General features: G+C 66.5%; 16 protein-coding genes and 1 riboswitch. Of the genes, 4 read left to right on the forward strand and 12 right to left on the reverse strand.

What is annotated here, in order from left to right; translation table 11 throughout:
• From RBT42_RS09720 to RBT42_RS09760, 9 genes are all read right to left on the reverse strand, one after another.
• A partial coding sequence (locus RBT42_RS09720) for an AIR synthase related protein (protein WP_320364567.1) occupies window positions 1-561 on the reverse strand: 561 nt, incomplete at its 3' end.
• The gene (gene hypD / locus RBT42_RS09725) at window positions 558-1,733 is read right to left on the reverse strand and encodes a hydrogenase formation protein HypD (RefSeq protein WP_320364569.1); all 1,176 of its coding nucleotides are present in this window, start codon (window positions 1,731-1,733) and stop codon (window positions 558-560) included. The genes hypD and RBT42_RS09720, both read right to left, overlap by 4 nt.
• Window positions 1,730-1,981, reverse strand: a complete 252-nt coding sequence (locus RBT42_RS09730) for a HypC/HybG/HupF family hydrogenase formation chaperone (protein WP_320364571.1) — start codon at window positions 1,979-1,981, stop codon at window positions 1,730-1,732. The genes hypD and RBT42_RS09730 overlap by 4 nt, the downstream gene beginning before the upstream one ends.
• A 13-nt stretch (window positions 1,982-1,994) precedes the next feature.
• Window positions 1,995-4,448, reverse strand: coding sequence for a carbamoyltransferase HypF (gene hypF / locus RBT42_RS09735; protein ID WP_320364573.1), 2,454 nt, complete (start codon window positions 4,446-4,448; stop codon window positions 1,995-1,997).
• Window positions 4,409-5,221, reverse strand: a complete 813-nt coding sequence (gene hypB / locus RBT42_RS09740) for a hydrogenase nickel incorporation protein HypB (RefSeq protein ID WP_320364575.1) — start codon at window positions 5,219-5,221, stop codon at window positions 4,409-4,411. Before hypB ends, hypF begins: the two co-directional genes overlap by 40 nt.
• Before the next feature lie 44 nt (window positions 5,222-5,265).
• Entirely contained in the window at window positions 5,266-6,336 is a 1,071-nt protein-coding gene (locus tag RBT42_RS09745; protein ID WP_320364577.1) for an FUSC family protein, read from the reverse strand.
• Window positions 6,337-6,424: 88 nt separating this feature from the next.
• On the reverse strand, window positions 6,425-8,329 hold the full coding sequence (locus RBT42_RS09750) for a hypothetical protein (RefSeq protein WP_320364579.1): 1,905 nt from the start codon (window positions 8,327-8,329) through the stop codon (window positions 6,425-6,427).
• 122 nt (window positions 8,330-8,451) lie between these two features.
• Complete coding sequence (locus tag RBT42_RS09755; RefSeq protein WP_320364580.1) at window positions 8,452-9,798, reverse strand: dicarboxylate/amino acid:cation symporter; 1,347 nt, start codon at window positions 9,796-9,798, stop codon at window positions 8,452-8,454.
• Window positions 9,799-9,940: 142 nt separating this feature from the next.
• Entirely contained in the window at window positions 9,941-10,978 is a 1,038-nt protein-coding gene (locus RBT42_RS09760; protein WP_320364583.1) for a DctP family TRAP transporter solute-binding subunit, read from the reverse strand.
• 32 nt (window positions 10,979-11,010) lie between these two features.
• Here RBT42_RS09760 and RBT42_RS09765 point away from each other — a divergent pair, with 32 nt between their 5' ends.
• Window positions 11,011-12,999: a two-component system sensor histidine kinase NtrB gene (locus RBT42_RS09765; RefSeq protein ID WP_320364584.1), complete on the forward strand. Its 1,989-nt coding sequence runs from the start codon at window positions 11,011-11,013 to the stop codon at window positions 12,997-12,999.
• Window positions 12,978-13,622, forward strand: coding sequence for a response regulator transcription factor (locus tag RBT42_RS09770; protein ID WP_320364587.1), 645 nt, complete (start codon window positions 12,978-12,980; stop codon window positions 13,620-13,622). The genes RBT42_RS09765 and RBT42_RS09770 overlap by 22 nt, the downstream gene beginning before the upstream one ends.
• Here RBT42_RS09770 and RBT42_RS09775 read toward each other — a convergent pair.
• On the reverse strand, window positions 13,619-14,503 hold the full coding sequence (locus RBT42_RS09775; protein ID WP_320364589.1) for an NAD(P)-dependent oxidoreductase: 885 nt from the start codon (window positions 14,501-14,503) through the stop codon (window positions 13,619-13,621). The two genes, RBT42_RS09770 and RBT42_RS09775, sit on opposite strands and share 4 nt — an antisense overlap.
• Window positions 14,504-14,741: 238 nt before the next feature.
• Here RBT42_RS09775 and RBT42_RS09780 point away from each other — a divergent pair, with 238 nt between their 5' ends.
• Entirely contained in the window at window positions 14,742-15,740 is a 999-nt protein-coding gene (locus RBT42_RS09780) for a diguanylate cyclase (protein WP_320364591.1), read from the forward strand.
• A 355-nt stretch (window positions 15,741-16,095) separates the two neighbouring features.
• Here RBT42_RS09780 and RBT42_RS09785 read toward each other — a convergent pair whose 3' ends face one another.
• Together RBT42_RS09785 and RBT42_RS09790 are read right to left on the reverse strand one after the other, a co-directional pair.
• The gene (locus RBT42_RS09785; protein ID WP_320364594.1) at window positions 16,096-16,437 is read right to left on the reverse strand and encodes a cell division protein ZapA; all 342 of its coding nucleotides are present in this window, start codon (window positions 16,435-16,437) and stop codon (window positions 16,096-16,098) included.
• A gap of 5 nt (window positions 16,438-16,442) precedes the next feature.
• Window positions 16,443-16,679 (reverse strand): cell division protein ZapB, encoded by a 237-nt coding sequence (locus tag RBT42_RS09790; protein ID WP_320364595.1) that lies wholly within the window; start codon window positions 16,677-16,679, stop codon window positions 16,443-16,445.
• 61 nt (window positions 16,680-16,740) lie between these two features.
• Window positions 16,741-16,992, forward strand: a riboswitch (cobalamin riboswitch).
• A gap of 73 nt (window positions 16,993-17,065) precedes the next feature.
• Between RBT42_RS09790 and RBT42_RS09795 the strand changes: the two genes are divergently transcribed.
• A complete protein-coding gene (locus tag RBT42_RS09795; RefSeq protein ID WP_320364596.1) occupies window positions 17,066-18,928 on the forward strand; it encodes a TonB-dependent receptor domain-containing protein in 1,863 nt (620 codons plus the stop codon).
• Window positions 18,929-18,943: the final 15 nt, after the last annotated feature.

Consider the following 18,943-nt stretch of genomic DNA (forward strand, 5'->3'; position numbering starts at 1 on the left):
GCCCGACAAGCGCACGCCGGGGGCGATCCAGCCGAGGCCGGTGGTGCTGTGGTAGGCGCCGTCGCCCTTGCCGCGTTCGACCACCTTGGTGTCGCCGGTGACGATGGCCACACCGGCTTCGCAGGCCGCATCGGCCATGGAGCGGGCGATGCGCACGAGGTCGGTCAGCGGCAGGCCTTCTTCGAGGATGAAGCTGGCGGTGAGGTGCAGGGGCGTGGCGCCCATCATGGCCAGGTCGTTGACGGTGCCGTGCACGGCGAGTTGGCCGATGTTGCCGCCGGGAAAGAACAGCGGGGAGACCACGTGTGCATCGGTGGCGAGGACCAGGCGGTGTCCGTCCGGCAGGTTGGTGGGCATGGGCAGCACGGCGCCGTCGTCACTGCCGGGTTGCCAGGCCTGGCCTTGTGGGTCCTGAAGATGGGTCCAAGTGCGGGCGAACGCGGGCTGGAACACATCTTGGACTAGCTGGTGGCTGGCGCGGCCGCCGGCACCGTGGGTGAGGTCGATGCGGCCGCGTTGGAGGTCAAGCGGGCGCACGTAGCCGGGTTTGGCGAGGCTCATGAGAGGCGGGACGCTGTGGGGGAGGCGGGTGTCGGTGCGCCTGCTGTGGAGACAAGGGCTGCTGTCGGCGCGCGGTGCCGGCCGTAGGCGTAGTGGGCTGCGCAGGCGCCTTCGGAGCTGACCATGCACGCACCCATGGGGTTGTCTGGCGTGCAGACGGAGCCGAAGAGCTTGCAGTCCACCGGCTGGCGCTGGCCGCGCAGGATGGGGCCGCACAGGCATTGCGGGTGGTCGGGCACACTGCGGTCGTGCAGGCCGAAGCGCTGCTCGGCGTCGAAGCGGGCGTAGGCAGGGCGCAGGCGCAGGGCGCTGTGGGGGATGCGGTCCAGGCCGCGCCAGGCAAAGTCGTCGCGCAGCTCGAAGACCTCGTGCACCAGGGCTTGCGCGCGGGTGTTGCCTTGACGGCTCACGGCGCGGGTGAACTCGTTTTCGACCTCGGCGCGGCCTTCGTTGACCTGCTGCACCAGCATCAGGATGGCCTGCATCATGTCCAGTGGCTCGAAACCGGCGATGACCACGGGCAGGTCGTAGCGCGATGCGAACACTTCGTAGGGCTGCGAGCCGATGATGGTGGAGACGTGGGCGGGACCGACCAGGCCGTCGAGCGGGACGTGCTCGGGCTGGCCGAGGATGGCGTGCATCGCCGCAGGCGTGAGCACGTGGTTGCACAGCACGCTGAAGTTGTGCAGGCCTTCGCGCTGGGCCGTTTGCAGGGCCACGGCGGTGGGGGGCGTGGTGGTCTCGAAGCCGATGGCCAAGAACACGACTTCGCGGTCGGGGTGGGCGCGGGCCAGGGCGAGGGCGTCGTCCACGGCATAGACGATGCGCACGTCGGCGCCTTGGGCGCGGGCGCGGATCAGGCTGAGCTGCTCGGAGGCGGGCACGCGCAGGGTGTCGCCATAGCTGGCCAGGATCACGCCGGGGCGCTGCGCCAGCTCGATGGCCATGTCGATGCGGCCGATGGGTAGCACGCAAACCGGGCAGCCGGGGCCGTGGATCATCTGGATCTGTGGGGGCAGCAGATCGAGCACGCCATAGCGGGCCAGGGCATGGGTGTGGCCGCCGCAGAACTCCATGAAGCGGTAGGTGCGGCCGGGCTGGACCGCATCGGTCAGCTTCTGCGTCAGGTGGCGGGCCAGCGTGGGGTCGCGGAACTCGCTGACGTATTTCATGCACTGCCCTCCGATGACGTTTGGGCGTGGTGGGCGTTCAGCTCAGCGAACAGGGCCAGGGTCTGGGCGGCTTCGTCGGGGGCGAGGCGGCTCAGCGCGTAGCCCACGTGGACGATCACGTGGTCCCCCACGGCGACCTCGTCCAGCAGGGCGAAGGACACGGTTTTGCGTACACCGCCCAGGTCCACCTGGCCTGACAGACCGGTGGCGTCCAGCGAGATCACACGAGCGGGCAGGGCGAGGCACATGGTGGTGTGGGTGTCAGGCAGTGGGGGTGACGGGCACGGCGAGGCGGTGGTGGGCGACCCAGGCCTGACCCAGGCTCAAACCGCCATCGCCACAAGGATAGTGCTTGGCGCGCCAGACGCGCAGCCCGGCATCTTGCAAATGCTGGGTCAAGGCGTCGTCCAGCAGTCGGTTGGCCAGACAGCCGCCGTTGAGCACCATGGTGTGGATGTTGTGCTGCGTGCAGGCTTGGGCGGCCCAGGCGGCCAGATCGCGGGCCAGCGTGAGGTGGAAGACGGCAGCGGCGCGGGTAGCGGCTGGCGCGGGGTGAGGGGCTTGGTCGCACAGCCATTGCATCAGCGGGCGCCAGTCGAGGATGGACGGAGGCGGTGTGCTCAATGCCGCGGTGGCAGCTCCGATGGTGGGCAGGGCGGTGAAGGTAGGGGCCGTCGGCAACGGCGGCGACGTGTCGGCCTGGGCAGCGAGGCTTTCCAGGCGCATGGCCGCATCGCCCTCGTGGCCGGAGCGGTCCAGCAGGCGCAGCACGCCGGCGGCGGCATCGAACAGGCGGCCCAGGCTGGTGGTCTGCGGGATCTGGCCGCGTGCCAGCCAGGCTTGCAAGGCGGCCACACCAGCCTGGTCGGCCAAGCGGGTGGCGATTTCGTCATCACGGCCCAGCAGATGCAGCAGGGCTACGCCCAGGCGCCAGGGCTCGCGGGCGGCGCGCTCTCCGCCCGGCAGGGGCAGTGGGTGCAGGTGCCCCAGGCGCTGGCATTGGTCGCGGTGCACCCACAGCAACTCGCCGCCCCAGGCCTGCCCGTCGGCGCCCAGGCCGTGACCGTCCAGGGCCAGTCCGATCACCGGTTGCTCGCTGGCCGGATCGTGCGCGTGCTCGGCCAGCACCGCGGCGATGTGGGCGTGGTGGTGCTGGACGGGGATCAGCGGCACGTCGGCCTGCGCGGCCCACTCGGCGGCGAGTCGGCTGCTGTAGAAGTCCGGATGCAGGTCGCAGGCGAGGGCACTGGGTTGCACCTGACGCCAGGCGGGCCATTGGCGGGCCAAGGCGTCGAAGGCCAGTCGGGTGCCGGCGTTGTCGAGGTTGCCGACATGGGGGGAGACAAAGACCTGTGTGCCGCCCGAGGCGTGGGGCGTGCTAAGGCAGAGCGTGGCTTTGAGCTCCCCACCGAGTGCCATCACGGTAGGTATTGGGGCATCTTGTCGTGCAGGCCATTGCATGGGCAGGGGCGCATACCCTCGCCCCCGGCGCAGCCAGCAGGCGCTGCCATCCGGCCGCACTCGCAGCACCGAGTCGTCGTTGCGGGCGGTGATGGCCCGGTCGTGCAGCAGCAGGGCATCGGCCATTGGGGCCAGCTCGCGCCACGCATGGTCGTGGTCGATCACCAGGGGTTCGCCCGGCGCATTGCCGCTGGTCATCACCAGCCAGGTGGGCTGTGCGGCGTGCAGCCAGTCGGTGCCGGTCGGTCGCCCGGCGACCTCGTGAAACAGCAGGTGGTGCACCGGCGTGTAGGGCAGCATCACGCCCAGGGTGTGCAGATGCGGGGCCAGGCCAGGGCAGGCCGCTGCCAGGTGGGGCCGTTGGTTCAGCAGCACGATGGGCCGCTCGGGCGAGGTCAACCAGTGCGCTTCGTCGGGTGACACCTGCACCCAGTCCTGCAAGGACGCGACGTTCGCCGCCATCACCGCCAAAGGCTTGGTGGGGCGCCGTTTGAGCTGACGCAGTCGCGCCACCGCCTCAGGCTGGCGCGCATCGCAACACAGGTGAAAACCGCCCACGCCCTGCAGCGCCACGATGCCACCACCGGCCAGCACGGCCCAAGTCTGTGCGATGGCATCGCCAGCCACCGCTTCCCCACTGGAGCGGAACAGCGTCAGGCGCGGCCCACAGTCCGGGCAAGCCTGGGTCTGGTCATGGAAGCGCCGGTCGCGCGGGTCGTGCACCTCGGCCTCGCACGCAGGGCACAGCGGAAACTCGGCCAGCGAGGTGTTCGCTCGGTCAAACGGCAGGCGCCGCGTGACGGTGTAGCGCGGGCCGCACTGCGGGCAGTGGACGAAGGGATGGCGCCAGCGGCGGTTCGTGGGGTCGAACAGCTCGGCCAGGCAGGTGTCGCACACCGCCAGGTCCGCGCCGAGCAAGGCATGCACGGGAGCCGAGCTGTGCGAGGTCGGACTGGGCAGGATGGCGAACTCGCCTACGGGGGCGTGGGGCACACCGGGAGCGTACGCGTCGACGTCCAGCCATTCGTCCACCCGGCCTGGGGCAGGCAGTCGGGGCAAGCGTGCGACCAAACGGGCGACGTCCGCCTCGCTGCCTTCCGCCAGCAACTCCACACCCTCTGCGGTGTTGCGCACCCAGCCTCGCACGCCCAGCGCGCGGGCCTGCTGGCAGACCCAGGGCCGGCAGCCCACGCCTTGCACCTGTCCGCGCAGGATCAGGCGGCGGCGCACTGTGCGTCGATCCAGGCCATCCATGCGTCAAACCCTTCGCCGGTGGTGCTCGACAGCTGGATCACCGGGGCGTCCGGGTTCGCCTGGCGGACGAAGTCCAGCGCGCGCGCCACGTCGAACCGCACGTGCGGCAACAGGTCGCACTTGTGCAGCAGGATCAGGCCAGCCGCCTGGAACATGTCCGGGTACTTCAGCGGCTTGTCTTCACCCTCGGTCACTGAAAACACCAGCACCTTGGCGCGCTCGCCCAGGTCAAAACCGGCCGGGCAGACCAGATTGCCCACGTTCTCGATCATCAGCACGCCATGCGGCAGCGTGGGCAGCTCGTGCAGGGCATCGTGCACCATGCGCGCGTCCAGATGGCAGCCCTTGCCGGTGTTGATCTGTACGGCCTGCACGCCGGTGGCGCGGATGCGTTCGGCATCGAAGCTGGTCTGCTGATCCCCTTCGATCACGGCCACCGGGCGTTGCTGCGCCTTCAGGCGCGCCACGGTCTCGACCAGCAGCGTGGTCTTGCCCGAGCCGGGGCTGGACACCAGGTTCAAGGCCAGGGTGTGCTGGCTGGCCAGGTGGGCACGCACATGATCGGCCATGTGCTGGTTGCCAGCCAGGATGTCTTGCTCCAGTTGCAGCACGCGGGTGTGCATGTCGCCATGCGAGTGACCGACAGCCGCCGCATCGTGGTGCGCATGAGGGTGTTCATGCCCATATTCGTGCCCATGCTCATGGGTGTGAGCATGGCCGTGGGCATGGGGCGCGTGGGCCTGCGCCGATTCACAACCGCAGATGGTGCACATGGTTCCGTCCGAATATCGCAAAGCAATGGACGGCAGTATCGCAGCTACCTCAGCCGTTGCGGCATCAGCCGGCGCATCTGCTGCCCCAGCACCGCCCGAAAGCGCGGGCTGTGCAAACACACCCCACCCACCAGACCCACGGTGCAGCCCAGCACCGTGTCGTAAAAGCGCGCTTCGATCAGGTGGGCGGGTACGCCATTGCCCAGCGTACCCGCCTCGGCCAGCAAGATGGTCAAGGGCGTGATGAAAATGGCCGCAAAGCCATAGTGGCGCACCACCGCGGTTTCGACGATGAAGGTGAGCACCATCAGTAGCGCGGCCAGCCCCCAGGGGTTGAGTGGCATCAGCAACAGGCCCCAGGCCACCAACAAGCCGATGCCCGTGCCCAAAATGCGTTGAACCTGCTTGTTCCACACCGCTTGCAGCGATGCGCCCTGGATCACGGCCAGACAGCTGACGGGCACCCAGTAGGCCTTCTCCAATTGGAACAACTGCGCCAAGGCCAGTGAGACCCCCACGAACACACCAATCACCACCGAGTCAAAGATGACGAAATCGAAGGTGGGGGTAGGCAGCGGGACGACGGGCTGCGGCGCCCGCACCCGTAAGCGGTGCAAGCTGTAGAGGAACGCGATCAAGGTGGCCAGCAAGCTGCCCAGCGTGATCAGGCCCACCATCAAGGGCAACTGCTCGACCTCGATGGGCGTGTAGGCCCCAATGGCCGCCGCCATGATGAAGAACAGGCTGCCCGGCATGCCCACCGCATAGAAGCGACAGACCATGTTCACAATGATGGCCGTGAAGATCAGGGCCGGCATCATCAGCGCCGGCACGAAGTGGCTCATCAGGCCGATCGTGTAGCAGGCACTCATCGCGAACGAGCACGCCATCAGCGTGACCATGCGGTGGTACAGCGGCGTTGTGGGCAGATACAAAAAGACCAGTCCGCCCAAGGACGACACCAGGCCATAGTCCATGTGGCCGAACCAGGCCCCCACGCACAAAGGCAGACCCGATGCCAACGCGGCCGCGAGCGGCATTTCCCAGGGACGGTCGCTGCGATTCAGCGTGGTCAGGAGTTGCCACTGCGCCCGCAGCAGATTCATGACTTTCATACGGTGAGAGTCAGGCCTCCGATGAGGCGCTCAGACGGATGGTCAACAACATGCGCCGAGTGTAGATGACCCGTTCCTGCCCAGCCATTCAACGCATCAGCTTCGGCCAGATCACGGTGCCGTCGATCTGCTTCGTGCCGCCGATGGCTTCCGTGTTGGAAAGCCACGCCACCAGGGCACCCGATCCGACGGACGCCAGCGTCGGATACAGGTAGCGGGTGTTTGCAGGAGGCGGTCCGGACACCACCAGGCCGGGCATGCCTGGCGAGGCGAGACCGGCGGTGCTGATGCGCATCGCGTAGATGCCGGTCGGACCGCCGGGACTGTTCACATATGCCCCGCGAGACCACGCGAGCACGTACTCCGAGCCGTTGAAGGTCAGCCCGGGATGGCCAGCATTGGCGGTGATCCCGGTCGCGAACGCCAGCCCATTCGTCTGCAGAGGGAGGCCTGTCGGGCCGATCAGCGTGCCATACAGGTCGCCCGGGCCGGGCGAGAGGCTGTAGCTTTGTCCCGCATGATTGCGTCGGTCCACCCATGCGATGAGACATTGGTTCGCTCCGCAAGCGATTTGTGGCATCCATTGCGCCTCGGCCGCGTCACTCACGGTGAAGGGGACATCCAGCACGCCCAGCAAGGGCGAGACGCGTCGGGCCAGGATGTTCGTGTCAGCCGGCAGCGATGAGCCAGGTCCTGATTCCCAGACCACCAGGAAGTTACTGCCGTCGAAGGCCACCGCAGGTTGCGCGAAATCGGCCACGCCCGCCGAGGCGATTGTGAACGCCACCCCGGGCATGCCGTTGGCATCCACCAGTCTGCCAAACAAAGCGCCTGGGATGCTGTTGCGCTGGTACACCGCCAACCATTTGCCGCCGCCCGCGGCCAAGGCGCGATTGCGGCCATCGGACGCCAGTTCGGTGCCGGGATAAGTGTCGAGCACCACGCCCGTGGCATTGATTCGCTGGAAGCGCATGCCGTAGCCGGTGCCACTGCCGGAGACGACAGCGTACGTGCTGGAGGCGCCATTCCACGCCAGGGCGGGGTTCCCCCACAAATCACTGATCTCGGGAGAGAGCAACACGGTGCTTTGCAACTGACCGTCTGCTGCGATGAACTGGCCGATCCACTGCCAGGTGGTCGGCGTGATCTCGCGGTTGCTGATCAGCAGATAGCGTTGTCCGTCGCTGGTCAAAGCGGGCCGCCCAGGGCGGGTTTCGTCGGAGCTGGCGATGACCAGATTGGCCAAGAGGGTTGAGGGGGGCAGGATGCCGCCCAGGATGCCGTTGACCGACAGCCCTTTGAGCTCCAGCGTCGAGGTGCTGGTGTCGCCGCCCACGGTGGTCCGGATGGATTGCCGGATGGCACCCACACCCGGTGCGCGCCACTCGCGCACCGTTTGGGTGATGGGGATGCTGGCGCCGGTGGTGAGCGTCACGGTGCCCGAGGCGGTGTAGCGGATCCGGGCGGTGTTCGAGAACGACCCGACATCGGTGACCAAGGTTTCAAAGCCCTCGACGATGCCGTTGACCTGCCCGGACATCGTGTCATTCCGGCCGTCGCTGTCCAGATCGACACCGATGTTGGCGTTGCTGAGACTGACCAGCGGCGAGGTGCTGAAAGTGCCATCGAAGCGCATCAGGTCCATCGGCGTGAGCGCGGCGGTCAACCAGTCGGCTGGGGTGTTGTCACCCAAGAAGGTGAAGGCCCGTGCGTCCTTGCGGTAGTAGCTTTCGACGGGCATACCGTCTCCGGCCGGGTTGCCGTCCAGAAAGACCCATTGACCTGTCCCGGCGTTGAAGCCCGTGATGCTCAGGTTGTCAATGTAGGGCGAGGGTGCGTCACTGGATGTGACGTCGTACGACCAGCGCGCGCCCACGTTGACGGGGTAGTAGCTCTCGGAGACGCCTGTCGGGCTAGGGGACGGTCTGGAGCCGCCACCGCCCCCACCGCATCCAGCCAGGCACACCAAGACGACGCACGCATACCGACGCATGTGGCACCTCCCGCTTTTGCTTTTCAAGCAATGTAGGAGTCGGCCTCAGGGAAAACAAGCGTCAGATTTCAGGCAACAAAAAAGCCGCCCGATTGGGGCGGCTTCATGTCACATCGCGAGGATCAGCCCTTCTGGGGCGTCACAGCCATGTGGGCAACCTGTTGGTCCAGGATGAGTTCGGGCTCGTCTGCTTCGGCGGGCGAGGGGTTGTTCAAGCCGTGGTTGAGCTTCTTCATGTCCAGGTCCCCCGTCCACTTTGCGACCACCAGCGTGGCCACACCGTTGCCCACCAGATTGGTCAGGGCCCGGGCCTCCGACATGAAACGGTCAATGCCCAGGATCAAGGCGAGACCTGCCACTGGCACATGGCCCACCGCCGACAAGGTGGCAGCCAGCACGATGAAACCGCTGCCTGTGATGCCCGCCGCGCCCTTCGAGGTCAGCAGCAGCACCGCCAGCAAAGTCAGCTGCTGCGTCAACGTCATCGGCGTGTCGGTCGCTTGCGAGATGAACACGGCCGCCATCGTCAGGTAGATCGAGGTGCCATCGAGGTTGAACGAATAACCCGTGGGGATCACCAGGCCGACCACCGATTTGCGGGCGCCCAGGTTCTCCATCTTCTCCATCATGCGCGGCAGCACCGATTCCGACGACGAGGTGCCCAGCACCACCAGCAGCTCTTCCTTGATGTAGCGAACGAACTTGACGATGCTGAAGCCATGCAGACGGCTGATGAGGCCCAGCACGATGAAGATGAACAGCAGGCAGGTCAGGTAGAACGCACCCATCAGCTTGCCCAGCGAGAACAGCGAGCTGACGCCGTACTTGCCGATCGTGAAGGCCATCGCACCGAAGGCACCCACCGGAGCCACCTTCATGATGATGCCGACGATGTCGAACAGCACGTGCGAGAACTTCTCGATGAAGTCGAACACCATCGTGCCGCGGCCGCCGAACTTGTGCAGCGCAAAACCGAACAGCACCGAGAACAGCAGCACCTGCAGGATCTCACCCTTGGCAAAGGCGTCCACCACCGACGTCGGGATCACATGCAGCAGAAAGTCCACCGTGCCCTGCATTTTGCCGGGCTCCGTGTAGGCCGCAATGCCTTTGGTGTCCAGCGTGTTGGGGTCCACATGCATGCCCGAGCCGGGTTGCAGCACATTGACCACGACCAGGCCGATGATCAAGGCGATGGTCGAGACGACCTCGAAGTACAACAAGGCCAGGCCGCCGGTCTTGCCGACCTTCTTCATGTCCTCCATGCCGGCGATGCCCACCACCACGGTACAAAAGATGATGGGGGCGATGATCATCTTGATCAGCTTGATGAAGCCGTCGCCCAGGGGTTTCATCTTCGCGCCCACTTCAGGCGCGAAGTGGCCCAGCAACACGCCGACGATGACGGCGAAGAGCACTTGAACGTAGAGGGATTGGTAAAGCGGCTTGCGTGCAGGTGTCTGGGACATGGCGCGGGCCTTTGCGGTGTGAAGGAGGGGGAACCCAGCGCAGACCTTCGCGTGTGTCACGCCCGATCTGCCCAGGGGGCGATGTGGCGCGAACGATACCCAGCCCGGTGTAGGCCGCCAACTGTGGCGTTCAACAGTCGGGTTAACCCTGGTCGACGCCAAGGCAAAGATTTTTCACATCTCGCAAAAGTGGCGTACCCACTCGCCGTGCAAAGTCGGCATGCACGGGCTGCACGGCACGGCGCAGGGCCGTGCGCTGCGCCGGGCTCAGGCTGCGCACCTGCAGTCCCGGTGTCTGCTTCAAGGTGGTCAGCGCCTGGGCATTGAGGGCGGCGGCCCGCGCATTGCCTTCGGCCAGCGCCTGGTTCAAGGCACGCAGCAGCAGGTTGCGATCACCGTCGTCCAGGCTGGCCCAAAAGCGCGGGTTGGCCACCACCGCATAACCCAGGTAGCCATGCTCCGTCAGGGTGATCGTGCGCTGCACCGGGGCCAGGCCCTGGGTCAGAAAATTGGACAAGGGGTTCTCTGCCCCATCGACCACGCCCTCGGCCAGTGCACGCCGGGTGTCGCCAAACGGCAGCACCACCGGATACGCCCCCAGTGCCCGCATCTGCGCGGCCAGCACACGGGAGGCCTGAATGCGCAGCCGCAGCCCCTGGAAGTCGGCCGCTTGCAGCAAGGGGCGGGGGGCGCTCATTTGTTTGAAGCCGTTGTCGAGAAAGCCCAGGCCGACCATCTGCTGGCGGGCCAGCCCCTGCAACAGTTCTTGACCGATGCGGCCTTGCGTCACGCAGCGCACCTGCGCCAGGGTGTCAAACAAAAAAGGCAGGTCGAACACTTCGAACTCCGGCGCGCCGGCCACGCCAAACTTCGACAGGGACGGCGCCAGGATCTCGACGGCGCCCAACTGCAGCGCCTCCATCTCGTCATCGTCGCCATACAACTGCGAGTCCGGATAGACGTCCACGCGGATGCGTCCCCCCGAAGCCTGCGCGACCAGTTGCTGAAAACGCGTGGCCATCAACCCCTTTGGGGTGTCCGGCGCCACCACATGCGACAGGCGCACCACCAACTCGGCGGCCTGGGCCATCGGCGACCACAGGATGCACAGGACGCACAGCCACGTGCTAACCCACAGCAGGCGATGCTTCGACCCGGCGTGGAAAGGAGGAGGGCACATGTCAGCTATCCTAACCAAAACCCCTCCGCGCCATGTCCGAGCCCGTCGTCGATTTCACCTTGCTGGAGCTGGAGCCGCCCTCGGCCTCGGCCGGGAACCGTCGCGCCCTGATGTGGCTGGGCGGCATGTTGCTGCTGGTGGCCGTGTCCATCGGGGTGCTGGCGCTGTTCCTGCGCTCGGTCGAGGCCGAGGAGGCCAACCGCCGCCGTGTGGCCGACGCCCAGTGGCTGGACCAGACCCTGCGCTTTCACTTCCAGCGCCTGGAGGCCGACCTCACCGCGCTGGCGCTGCAGGCACAGCGCCGCGATACCTCGGCAGGGGCGGGGGGGGCGGACGAGGGCACATCGCCCGCCTTGCCCGTGAAGGCCGGCCAGCTGTGGCGCACCCCCGGCGTCATCCTGTTTCACCGCTGGTTGCCCGCTGAGCAGCAGCGGCGCGTCCGTGACTGGCCCGACTTCATGCAAGCCGCTGCCCGCCAGCCCGACGGCGAGCCCGCCTTGCAGACCATGCTGGCCACCACCGGTGCACTGCAACGCGCCGCCTATGCTGGCCCCCTGCCGCAAAGTGACCCTGAAGCAGGCCACATCCTGTGGCTGGCCGTGCCTCAGTTCGAGCAGGGCCAGTTCATCGGCGATCACGTCGCGGCGGTGCACTTTGAGCAGGCCTTGCGCGGCATCATCCCGCCTTGGTTTGCCCGGGACCATGCCATCGACCTCAAACCGCACGGGGACACGTCCAGCCCCGTCCCCATCCACCTTCCCGGCATTCAGCTCAGCCTGGATGTGCGGGCGCTGAACCCACAGCACGCCCTGGCGCCACGGCTCTTTTTCGGTGTGGCCCTGGTGTGCCTGCTGGCCATGATGGCGGCCCTGTATGCCCTGTGGCGCGACACCGTGCGGCGGCAACGCGTCGAGGCCCAGTTGCAGACTCAGCGCGTGCTACGTCAGGCCATGGAGCGGGCGGTGCAGCTGGGCCTGCGCGCCTGGGACACCCAAGGACGCCCGCTCTACGTCAATCAGGCTTTCTGTCGCCTGGTCGGCTGGCCCGCCGAGGCGCTGGTGGACCCCACCCGGCCCATGCCTTATTGGCCCGGCGCATCGCGCGACGAGCTCGACACCCTGCGCGCGCACATGGCCGACCCCAGCGCCCCGCTGATCGGCGTCGAGATGCAGTGGCGACACCACGACGGCCACCTGCTCGAGGTGTTGGTCCACGGCGCCCCTCTGAGCCTGTCCGATGGCACCGTGGTCGGCTGGATGGGCTCGGCGCTGGACATCACCGAGCGCAAGCGCATCGAGCGCCGCGCTGCCCGCCAGCAGGACATGCTGGAGGCCTCGGGCCGCCTGATTGCCGTCGGCGAGGTGGCCTCCACCCTGGCCCACGAGCTCAACCAGCCCTTGGGAGCGCTCAGCAGCTATGCCAATGGTCTGCTCAACCGGCTGCAACAGCAACGCATCACGCTCGATGAAGTCGGTCCGGTGGTCGAGCGCATGGCCCGCATCGCAGAGAAGGCCGGGCGCGTCATCCAGCGCGTCAACGCCTTTGCCCGACGCCAGGAGATGAACCGGCAGCCGCTGGACCTTCTGCCCTTCGTGAGCCGCGTGGTGGGGCAGGTGCCCTTGCCCGAGGGGCTGCGCCTGCACCTGCAAATGCCCGAGGCCGATCCTTCACTGACCGTGCCAGCCGATGCCTTGCTGCTGGAGCATGCCCTGCACAACATTGTGCTCAACGCCACCGAGTGGGCGGTCAAAACCACCGGCGCCACGCCGCGCGTACAGGTGCGGCTGGTGCGCAGCGAAGGCCAGGTCGGCATCCGGGTGGCTGACAACGGCCCCGGTGTGCCTCCCGATCAAGTCGGCAACATCTTCGATGCGTTCGCGACCCAGAAAGAAGGCGGCATGGGCATGGGCCTGTCCATCTGCCGCTCCATCATCGAAGCCCACCACGGGCGCATCGATGTGGCGCGCAGCGACGAGCTGCACGGGGCACAATTCACCCTGTGGCTGCCTCTGAACCCCTGACCCCTCTCGTGCACATCGTCGACGACGACGCGGACTTCCGCGACGGCTTGGCGTGGCTGCTCGACTCCCGCGGGCTGCGCACCCGCTGCTGGGCAGGGGGCGACCAGTTCCTGGCGGACTTGCGCCCGGACAGTGACACCTGGGCGTGCAGCATCATGCTGCTCGACATCCGCATGGAGCCCCTCTCGGGCCTGGCCACCTTCGAGCAGCTCAAGGCGCAGGGCTGGCCCTGGCCCATCCTGTTCCTGACCGGCCATGGCGACCTCAGCATGGCCGTGGCCGCCGTCAAGAACGGTGCCTGGGACTTTCTGGAAAAGCCCTTTCAGGACAACCAGTTGGTCGACAAGGTGGAGGCCGCCTGCCGCGAAGCGATCGTCCTGCAGACCGAATCGCAGGCGAAATGGCGCTTTCAGCAGGCCCTGGCGGCCCTGAGCCAGCGCGAGCGCGAGGTGCTCGATGAGCTGCTGCAGGGCCACTACAACAAGAACATCGCCGACCACCTGGGCATCACGCCCCGCACGGTGGAGTTTCACCGCGCCAACATTTTCGAGAAACTGCAGGTGCAGTCCGCCGTCGAGCTGGCCCACCTCATGGGCCGCTACGCGCCTGGCTCCGCGGCTTAGCGGGTGCCGCCCTGGCGGCGCTGCAGCTCCTTGAACAGCCCAGACTGATCCAGATCGCCAAAGCCATGGTCGGCCGCCTGGGCATACAAATCAGTCAGATGCTGGGTGATGGGCGCGTCGAACCCCAGTCCGACCGAGGTGTGCAGCGCATTGCGCAGGTCCTTGAGCTGGATCGCCAGCGAGCCGCGCTTGGCAAAGTCACCGTTGACCATGCGCTGACCGTGCACCTCCAAAATGCGGCTCTCGGCAAAACCACCCCGCAGCGCCTCGCGCACCTTGGCCGGGTTGGCGCCACCTTTTTCTGCCAGCAGCAGGGCCTCGGCCACCGCGCCGATCGTGATGCCCACGATCATCTGGTTGGCCAGCTTGGTCAACTGGCCTGAGCCCGCCGGCCCCACATGCACGGGGCGACCCAGCACCGACAGCACCTCGCGGGCGCGCTCGAAATCCGCCGCCTCACCGCCGGCCATGATCGCCAGCGTGCCCGCTTCGGCGCCCAGCGTGCCGCCCGACACCGGCGCATCCAGCGCGGACGCGCCCAAGGCGGCCAGACGGCGCGCATGGTCTTGCGCCTGCTCCGGCAGGATCGAGCTCATGTCCACCACCAGCGTGCCGGGCCGCAGCCCTTGCGCGGCACCAGGCAAATCCGGGCTGAACAGCACCTCGCCGACCACTCCGCCATGCTCCAGCATGGTGATGACGAGGTCGGCCTGCGCCACGGCGGCCGCCGGCGTGTCGGCCACGGTGGCACCGGCCTCGGCCAGTGCCTCGGCCTTCGTGCGCGTGCGGTTCCACACCGTTAAGGGGTAGCCAGCCGCCAGCAGGCGGCGAGACATCGGGGTGCCCATCAGGCCGCAGCCCAGCAATGCAATCTTGATCATCGTGGTCAAACTTGGTCGAGAGAGTTGGCTTGAATTGTCCGATACAGGGACAATCCCACCTCCTTAAGAGGGGGCGTCGCGTTGCTGTGACGGTTTTGGTGCGCGGCGCTGTGAATTAGGGCACATTTGTCGTGTAAAAAATCCTCTATCCCTTGTTTGAAGGACAGCCACGGCGCGTCATTTGACGGACGATCTGTGCGCTTCCCTTGTGCCATTCCCTTCATCCACACAGGTTTTCATGTCCGACTCTCTTGCCTCCGTCGTCCTGAACAGCGGTGCCGTGCACCAGGCGGTTCTGAACGCACTGGACCAACTCGGGCTGGCCGTGCTGGTCAAAGACCTGAGCTCGGGACGCTACGTCTATGCCAGCGAGGCCGCCTCGCGCCTCCTGCAGGCAGGCGATGACTCGCTCGAAGGGGCGCTGGACGCCGACATATTTGATGCGACTCAGGCCGTGGCCCTGCGCGCTGCCGATGTGCAGGCCGCTGCCATGCCCAACGGCCTGCGCTCAGAACACCGCATGGAGGTGCGCAGTGCGCGCCGCGACTTCCGGGTCTGGCGCCAGCAGGTGGCCTTGGAGGGGCAGAGCGAGCCGCACATGCTCTCCCTCTGGCAAGACATCACCGAGACGCACCAGCGCGAGGCCCAGATTGCCCAGGCGTTGGCGCAGCTGGAGCAGCAGCAAAAGGCCAATGACGCGCTGCGCCGCGACATGGAAGACAACCAGGTGCGCGACACCTCGTCGGGTCTGTACCACCGCGTCCACTTCGACGAGCAACTGCGCCGTGAGGCCGACCTGTCGAGCCGCGAGCAGCGCGAGTTTGCCCTGGTGGCCATTGCCATTGACAACATGGACGAGATCCGTCGCCTGCACGGTGTCGAGGCCTGTGAGCGCGTGGTCGAGTCGCTGGGGCGCCTGCTGCGCGCCAACACCCGCGCGATGGATTCGCCCTGCCGTCTGGGCGGCGACCGCTTCGTCGTGCTGCTGTCGGGCATCGGCCTGGCCACGGCGCACGCACGCATGGAGCAGTTGCGCCGCCAGTGTGCCGAGCACATCGTGCCCTTTAATGGTCAGCAGATCCCGTTCACGGTCTCAATGGGCGTGTCCAGCTTCCCGCACACGGCCGGCATCGTCGACGAGTTGCTGCGCAGCGCCGACCGCGCCCTGTCCAGTGCCCGTGACAAGGGCGGCAACCGCATTGCGCTGGCCAGCATCCAGTTTGTGCCGGCGGCCTGAGCGGTTCCGCGTGCCCGCACGGGCCTCGCATCCACCATGAAAAAACGGCCAGGTCCTGGTGCAGGGTCTGGCCGTTGTCGTAGAAGGTGTTCGCCGCGCACTGGTTGCCGCATTCCTGAACCCAGGTGGGATTCAGGTGGGCGAGGTCAGCAGCACTTCGGGTTCATCTGACGCGAGACGATCACGCCCGCGCCGCAATGTTCCAAGCCCTGGCTCCAAGAGCATCGGTTCAAGGAAATCAAAGCAACCACGAACGCGACGAACGGTTTCATTCTACGGCGAATCGCGCGGTGTGGTCGTGCAAAACACACACAAGCCACACACGCTGGGTGCCGCCAGCGGGCACGGCGCCGGCTCAGATCAGGTGGCCGTCGCTGTCGAGGGCCTGGTCCAGGCGCTGGATGAGTTGATCCAGGTATTCGGGGGCGGGCAGGCCTGCATCGGCATTGCCGGATGCCGTGGCGTTTGCGGGGGCAGACACTGCTGCCGATGCGGCAGGGCGGTCGGCCAGGATGTAGGCCAGGTTCAGCGCGGCCAGCACGGCGATGCGCTCGCGCGCCTTGAGCTTGCCGCTGTCACGGATGGCGCACATCTCGCGGTCGACCTGAGAGACTGCCTCGCGCAGACGCTCTTCACCGCCCTCGGGGCAACCCAGCAGATAGCTCTGCCCCATGATGGAAACTTCGATTTGCTTCATGGCAGTCAGGCTTTGGGCTGGTCGTCGTCAGGCTCGGCCAGCATCGATCCGGCAACCTGGGGCAGCTTGTCGATCAGCGCGTCGATGCGCGACCGGGCGGCCGACAGGCGCGCACGCAGGGAGTCACGCTCCTGCGTGGTCACGGTCAGTTGCTGCTGCAACAATGCGTTGGTGCGTCGCAATTCTTCGTGGCGCAGCAGCAGGCGCTCGATGCGGTCCGTGAGTTCGTCGATTCTGGACATTGAGGGGCGTCAACCTGAGGTGGGGTGCGAGCGGCCAGGACAAGCCAAACATTGTAGGCGCCTTACAATGCTGCCTGTTGGTGCTCGCGCCGGGGTTCACTTGGCGCGGTTAAACGGGAAGCAGTAGGGTGTGTCGTGTTACACGGTGCCCGCTCGAACTGCGCTGCCCCCGCAACGGTCGGCGATCGAGTCGCCGGGTTCATCCCGGCTCCTCCGCTTGTGCTCTCTGCCACTGGGTCTGAAACAGACCTGGGAAGGTCTCACAGGTTGCAATCGCCTAGCCCGGATACCGGCCAGCAAGGGACAGGTCCACCTGAGGTGGGCCTTGTCGTTTCGCCCATCGCTTGCGGGGACGCAGGCCGGGCACTTGTCTCTTGATTTCCATCATGTTTTGTGTGAACTCGGTGCGTGTGGCACCTGGGGTGCGTTCGGCTTCGGCCGTGGCGTGTGGCGTGGTTTTGTCTCTGTTGCCGTCCATAGTGTGGGCGCAGGACGTGGTAAGCGACGTGGTGGTGACCGCCAACCGTGAACCCCAACCCATCCACAAGGTGATGGCCGATGTGTCGGTCATCACGCGGGACGACATTGAGCGTCACGCAGGGGCGGGGGTGGCCGATGTGCTCAAGACCCTCCCGGGTTTTCAGATCGTGCGTAACGGAGATGTCTACGGCACGTCCAGCGTCTACTTGCGCGGCGCGGAGTCCCGGCACTTGCTGGTGTTGGTCGACGGGGTTCGCCTGGACACCCAGTCGGGTGCGGGTGGTGCCACATGGGAGTCGCTGCCTTTGTCGGAGATCGAGCGCATTGAGGTGGTGCGTGGGCCTGCCAGTGCCATCTACGGCTCGGACGCCATTGCCGGCGTGGTCCAGATCTTCACCCGCAAGGGTCAGGGGCCGATGCGGATGACGTTGGGCCTGGGAGTCGGCAATCGAGGGCTGACACAGGGCGATGTGAGTTTGTCAGGGGGCGCTGGCCCGTGGTCCTACAGCCTCGGCGGGACGCTGTCGCGGGCCTCAGGCTTCAACACGCGCAACAACACCAAGGCTGGCACCCGCGCGTCGGACGATGACGATTACCGCGCGAGCAGCGCCCACGCGCGTCTTGGGTATCAGTTGTCGGCTCGCCAGCAGTTTCATGTGAACCTGCTGTCGCAACACAGCAATGCGGGCTACGACGCCTCGGTCAACAGCAAGTTCGACGATCGCAGCATCCAGGATCTGGACACCGTGTCGGCTGCCTGGGTGGCGCAATGGCTGGATGCCTGGCGCAGCACGGTGACGGTGGGGCAGTCCACCAGTCGCTATGAGACAAGGCCTTCTGTCTACATCACACGCACCGAGGTGCGCAACGGTTCGTGGTCCAACCAGTTCAGCTGGGGGGGGCATACCGTGCGAGCCACGTTGGAGGGCCGTGAAGATCGCCTGAAGAACACCTCTGTGCCGGCCGACCGGGATGTGCAGCGGGCGGGTGCACTGGGGCTGGGTTACGACTGGCAGGGGCAGGATCTGAGCGTTCAGACGTCGATCCGTGAAGACCATCACAGCGCATTTGGCCAGCATGTGACCGGCTCCGTCGGGGCTGCCTATGACCTGAGCGCGCAGTGGCGTGTGCGGGGTTCGTGGGGCACCTCGTTCCGTGCGCCCACGCTTTACCAGCGCTTCAGCGACTATGGCCAACCCAATCTGCGTCCTGAGCAGGGTCGCACCAGTGAGTTGGGGTTGCAGTACCACGCGGGCAGCGCGCAATGGGGCGTGACGGTGTTCAACAGCCACGTGAATGACCTCATCAACTACAGCGATGCCGGCGTGTGTGCCAGCACATATGGCTGCTATCGCAATGTGGGCCGCGCGACCCTGCGAGGGGTCGAGTTGAGCGGGGCCGTTACTTTGGCCTCGGTGCGCTGGACGGGGTCGTTCAATCTGGACGACCCTCGCAACGCGGAGACGGACAAGCTGCTGGCGCGCCGCTCGCGGCAGCACGGCAGCGTTCGCGCCGAGACCAGCTGGGCTCAGTGGATGTGGGGCGCGCAGATGCAGTGGGCCGGAGCGCGCTTTGACGACGCCAGCAACAAGAATCGCTTGGGTGCCTATGTCTTGTGGGGTGTCGACGCGCAGAAGGAGCTGACCCAGAACTGGAAGCTCATCTTGCGTGTGGACAATCTGGCGGACAAGCGTTACGAGACCGCCCGCACCTACAGCTCGCCGGGGCGCACGGTCTTTGCGGGTCTGCGCTGGACGCCGGATCTGTGAGCCTGAGCACCGCAA

Origin of the sequence: Aquabacterium sp., assembly GCF_034003525.1 — a bacterium.
Classification (GTDB): Bacteria; Pseudomonadota; Gammaproteobacteria; order Burkholderiales; family Burkholderiaceae_C; genus Aquabacterium.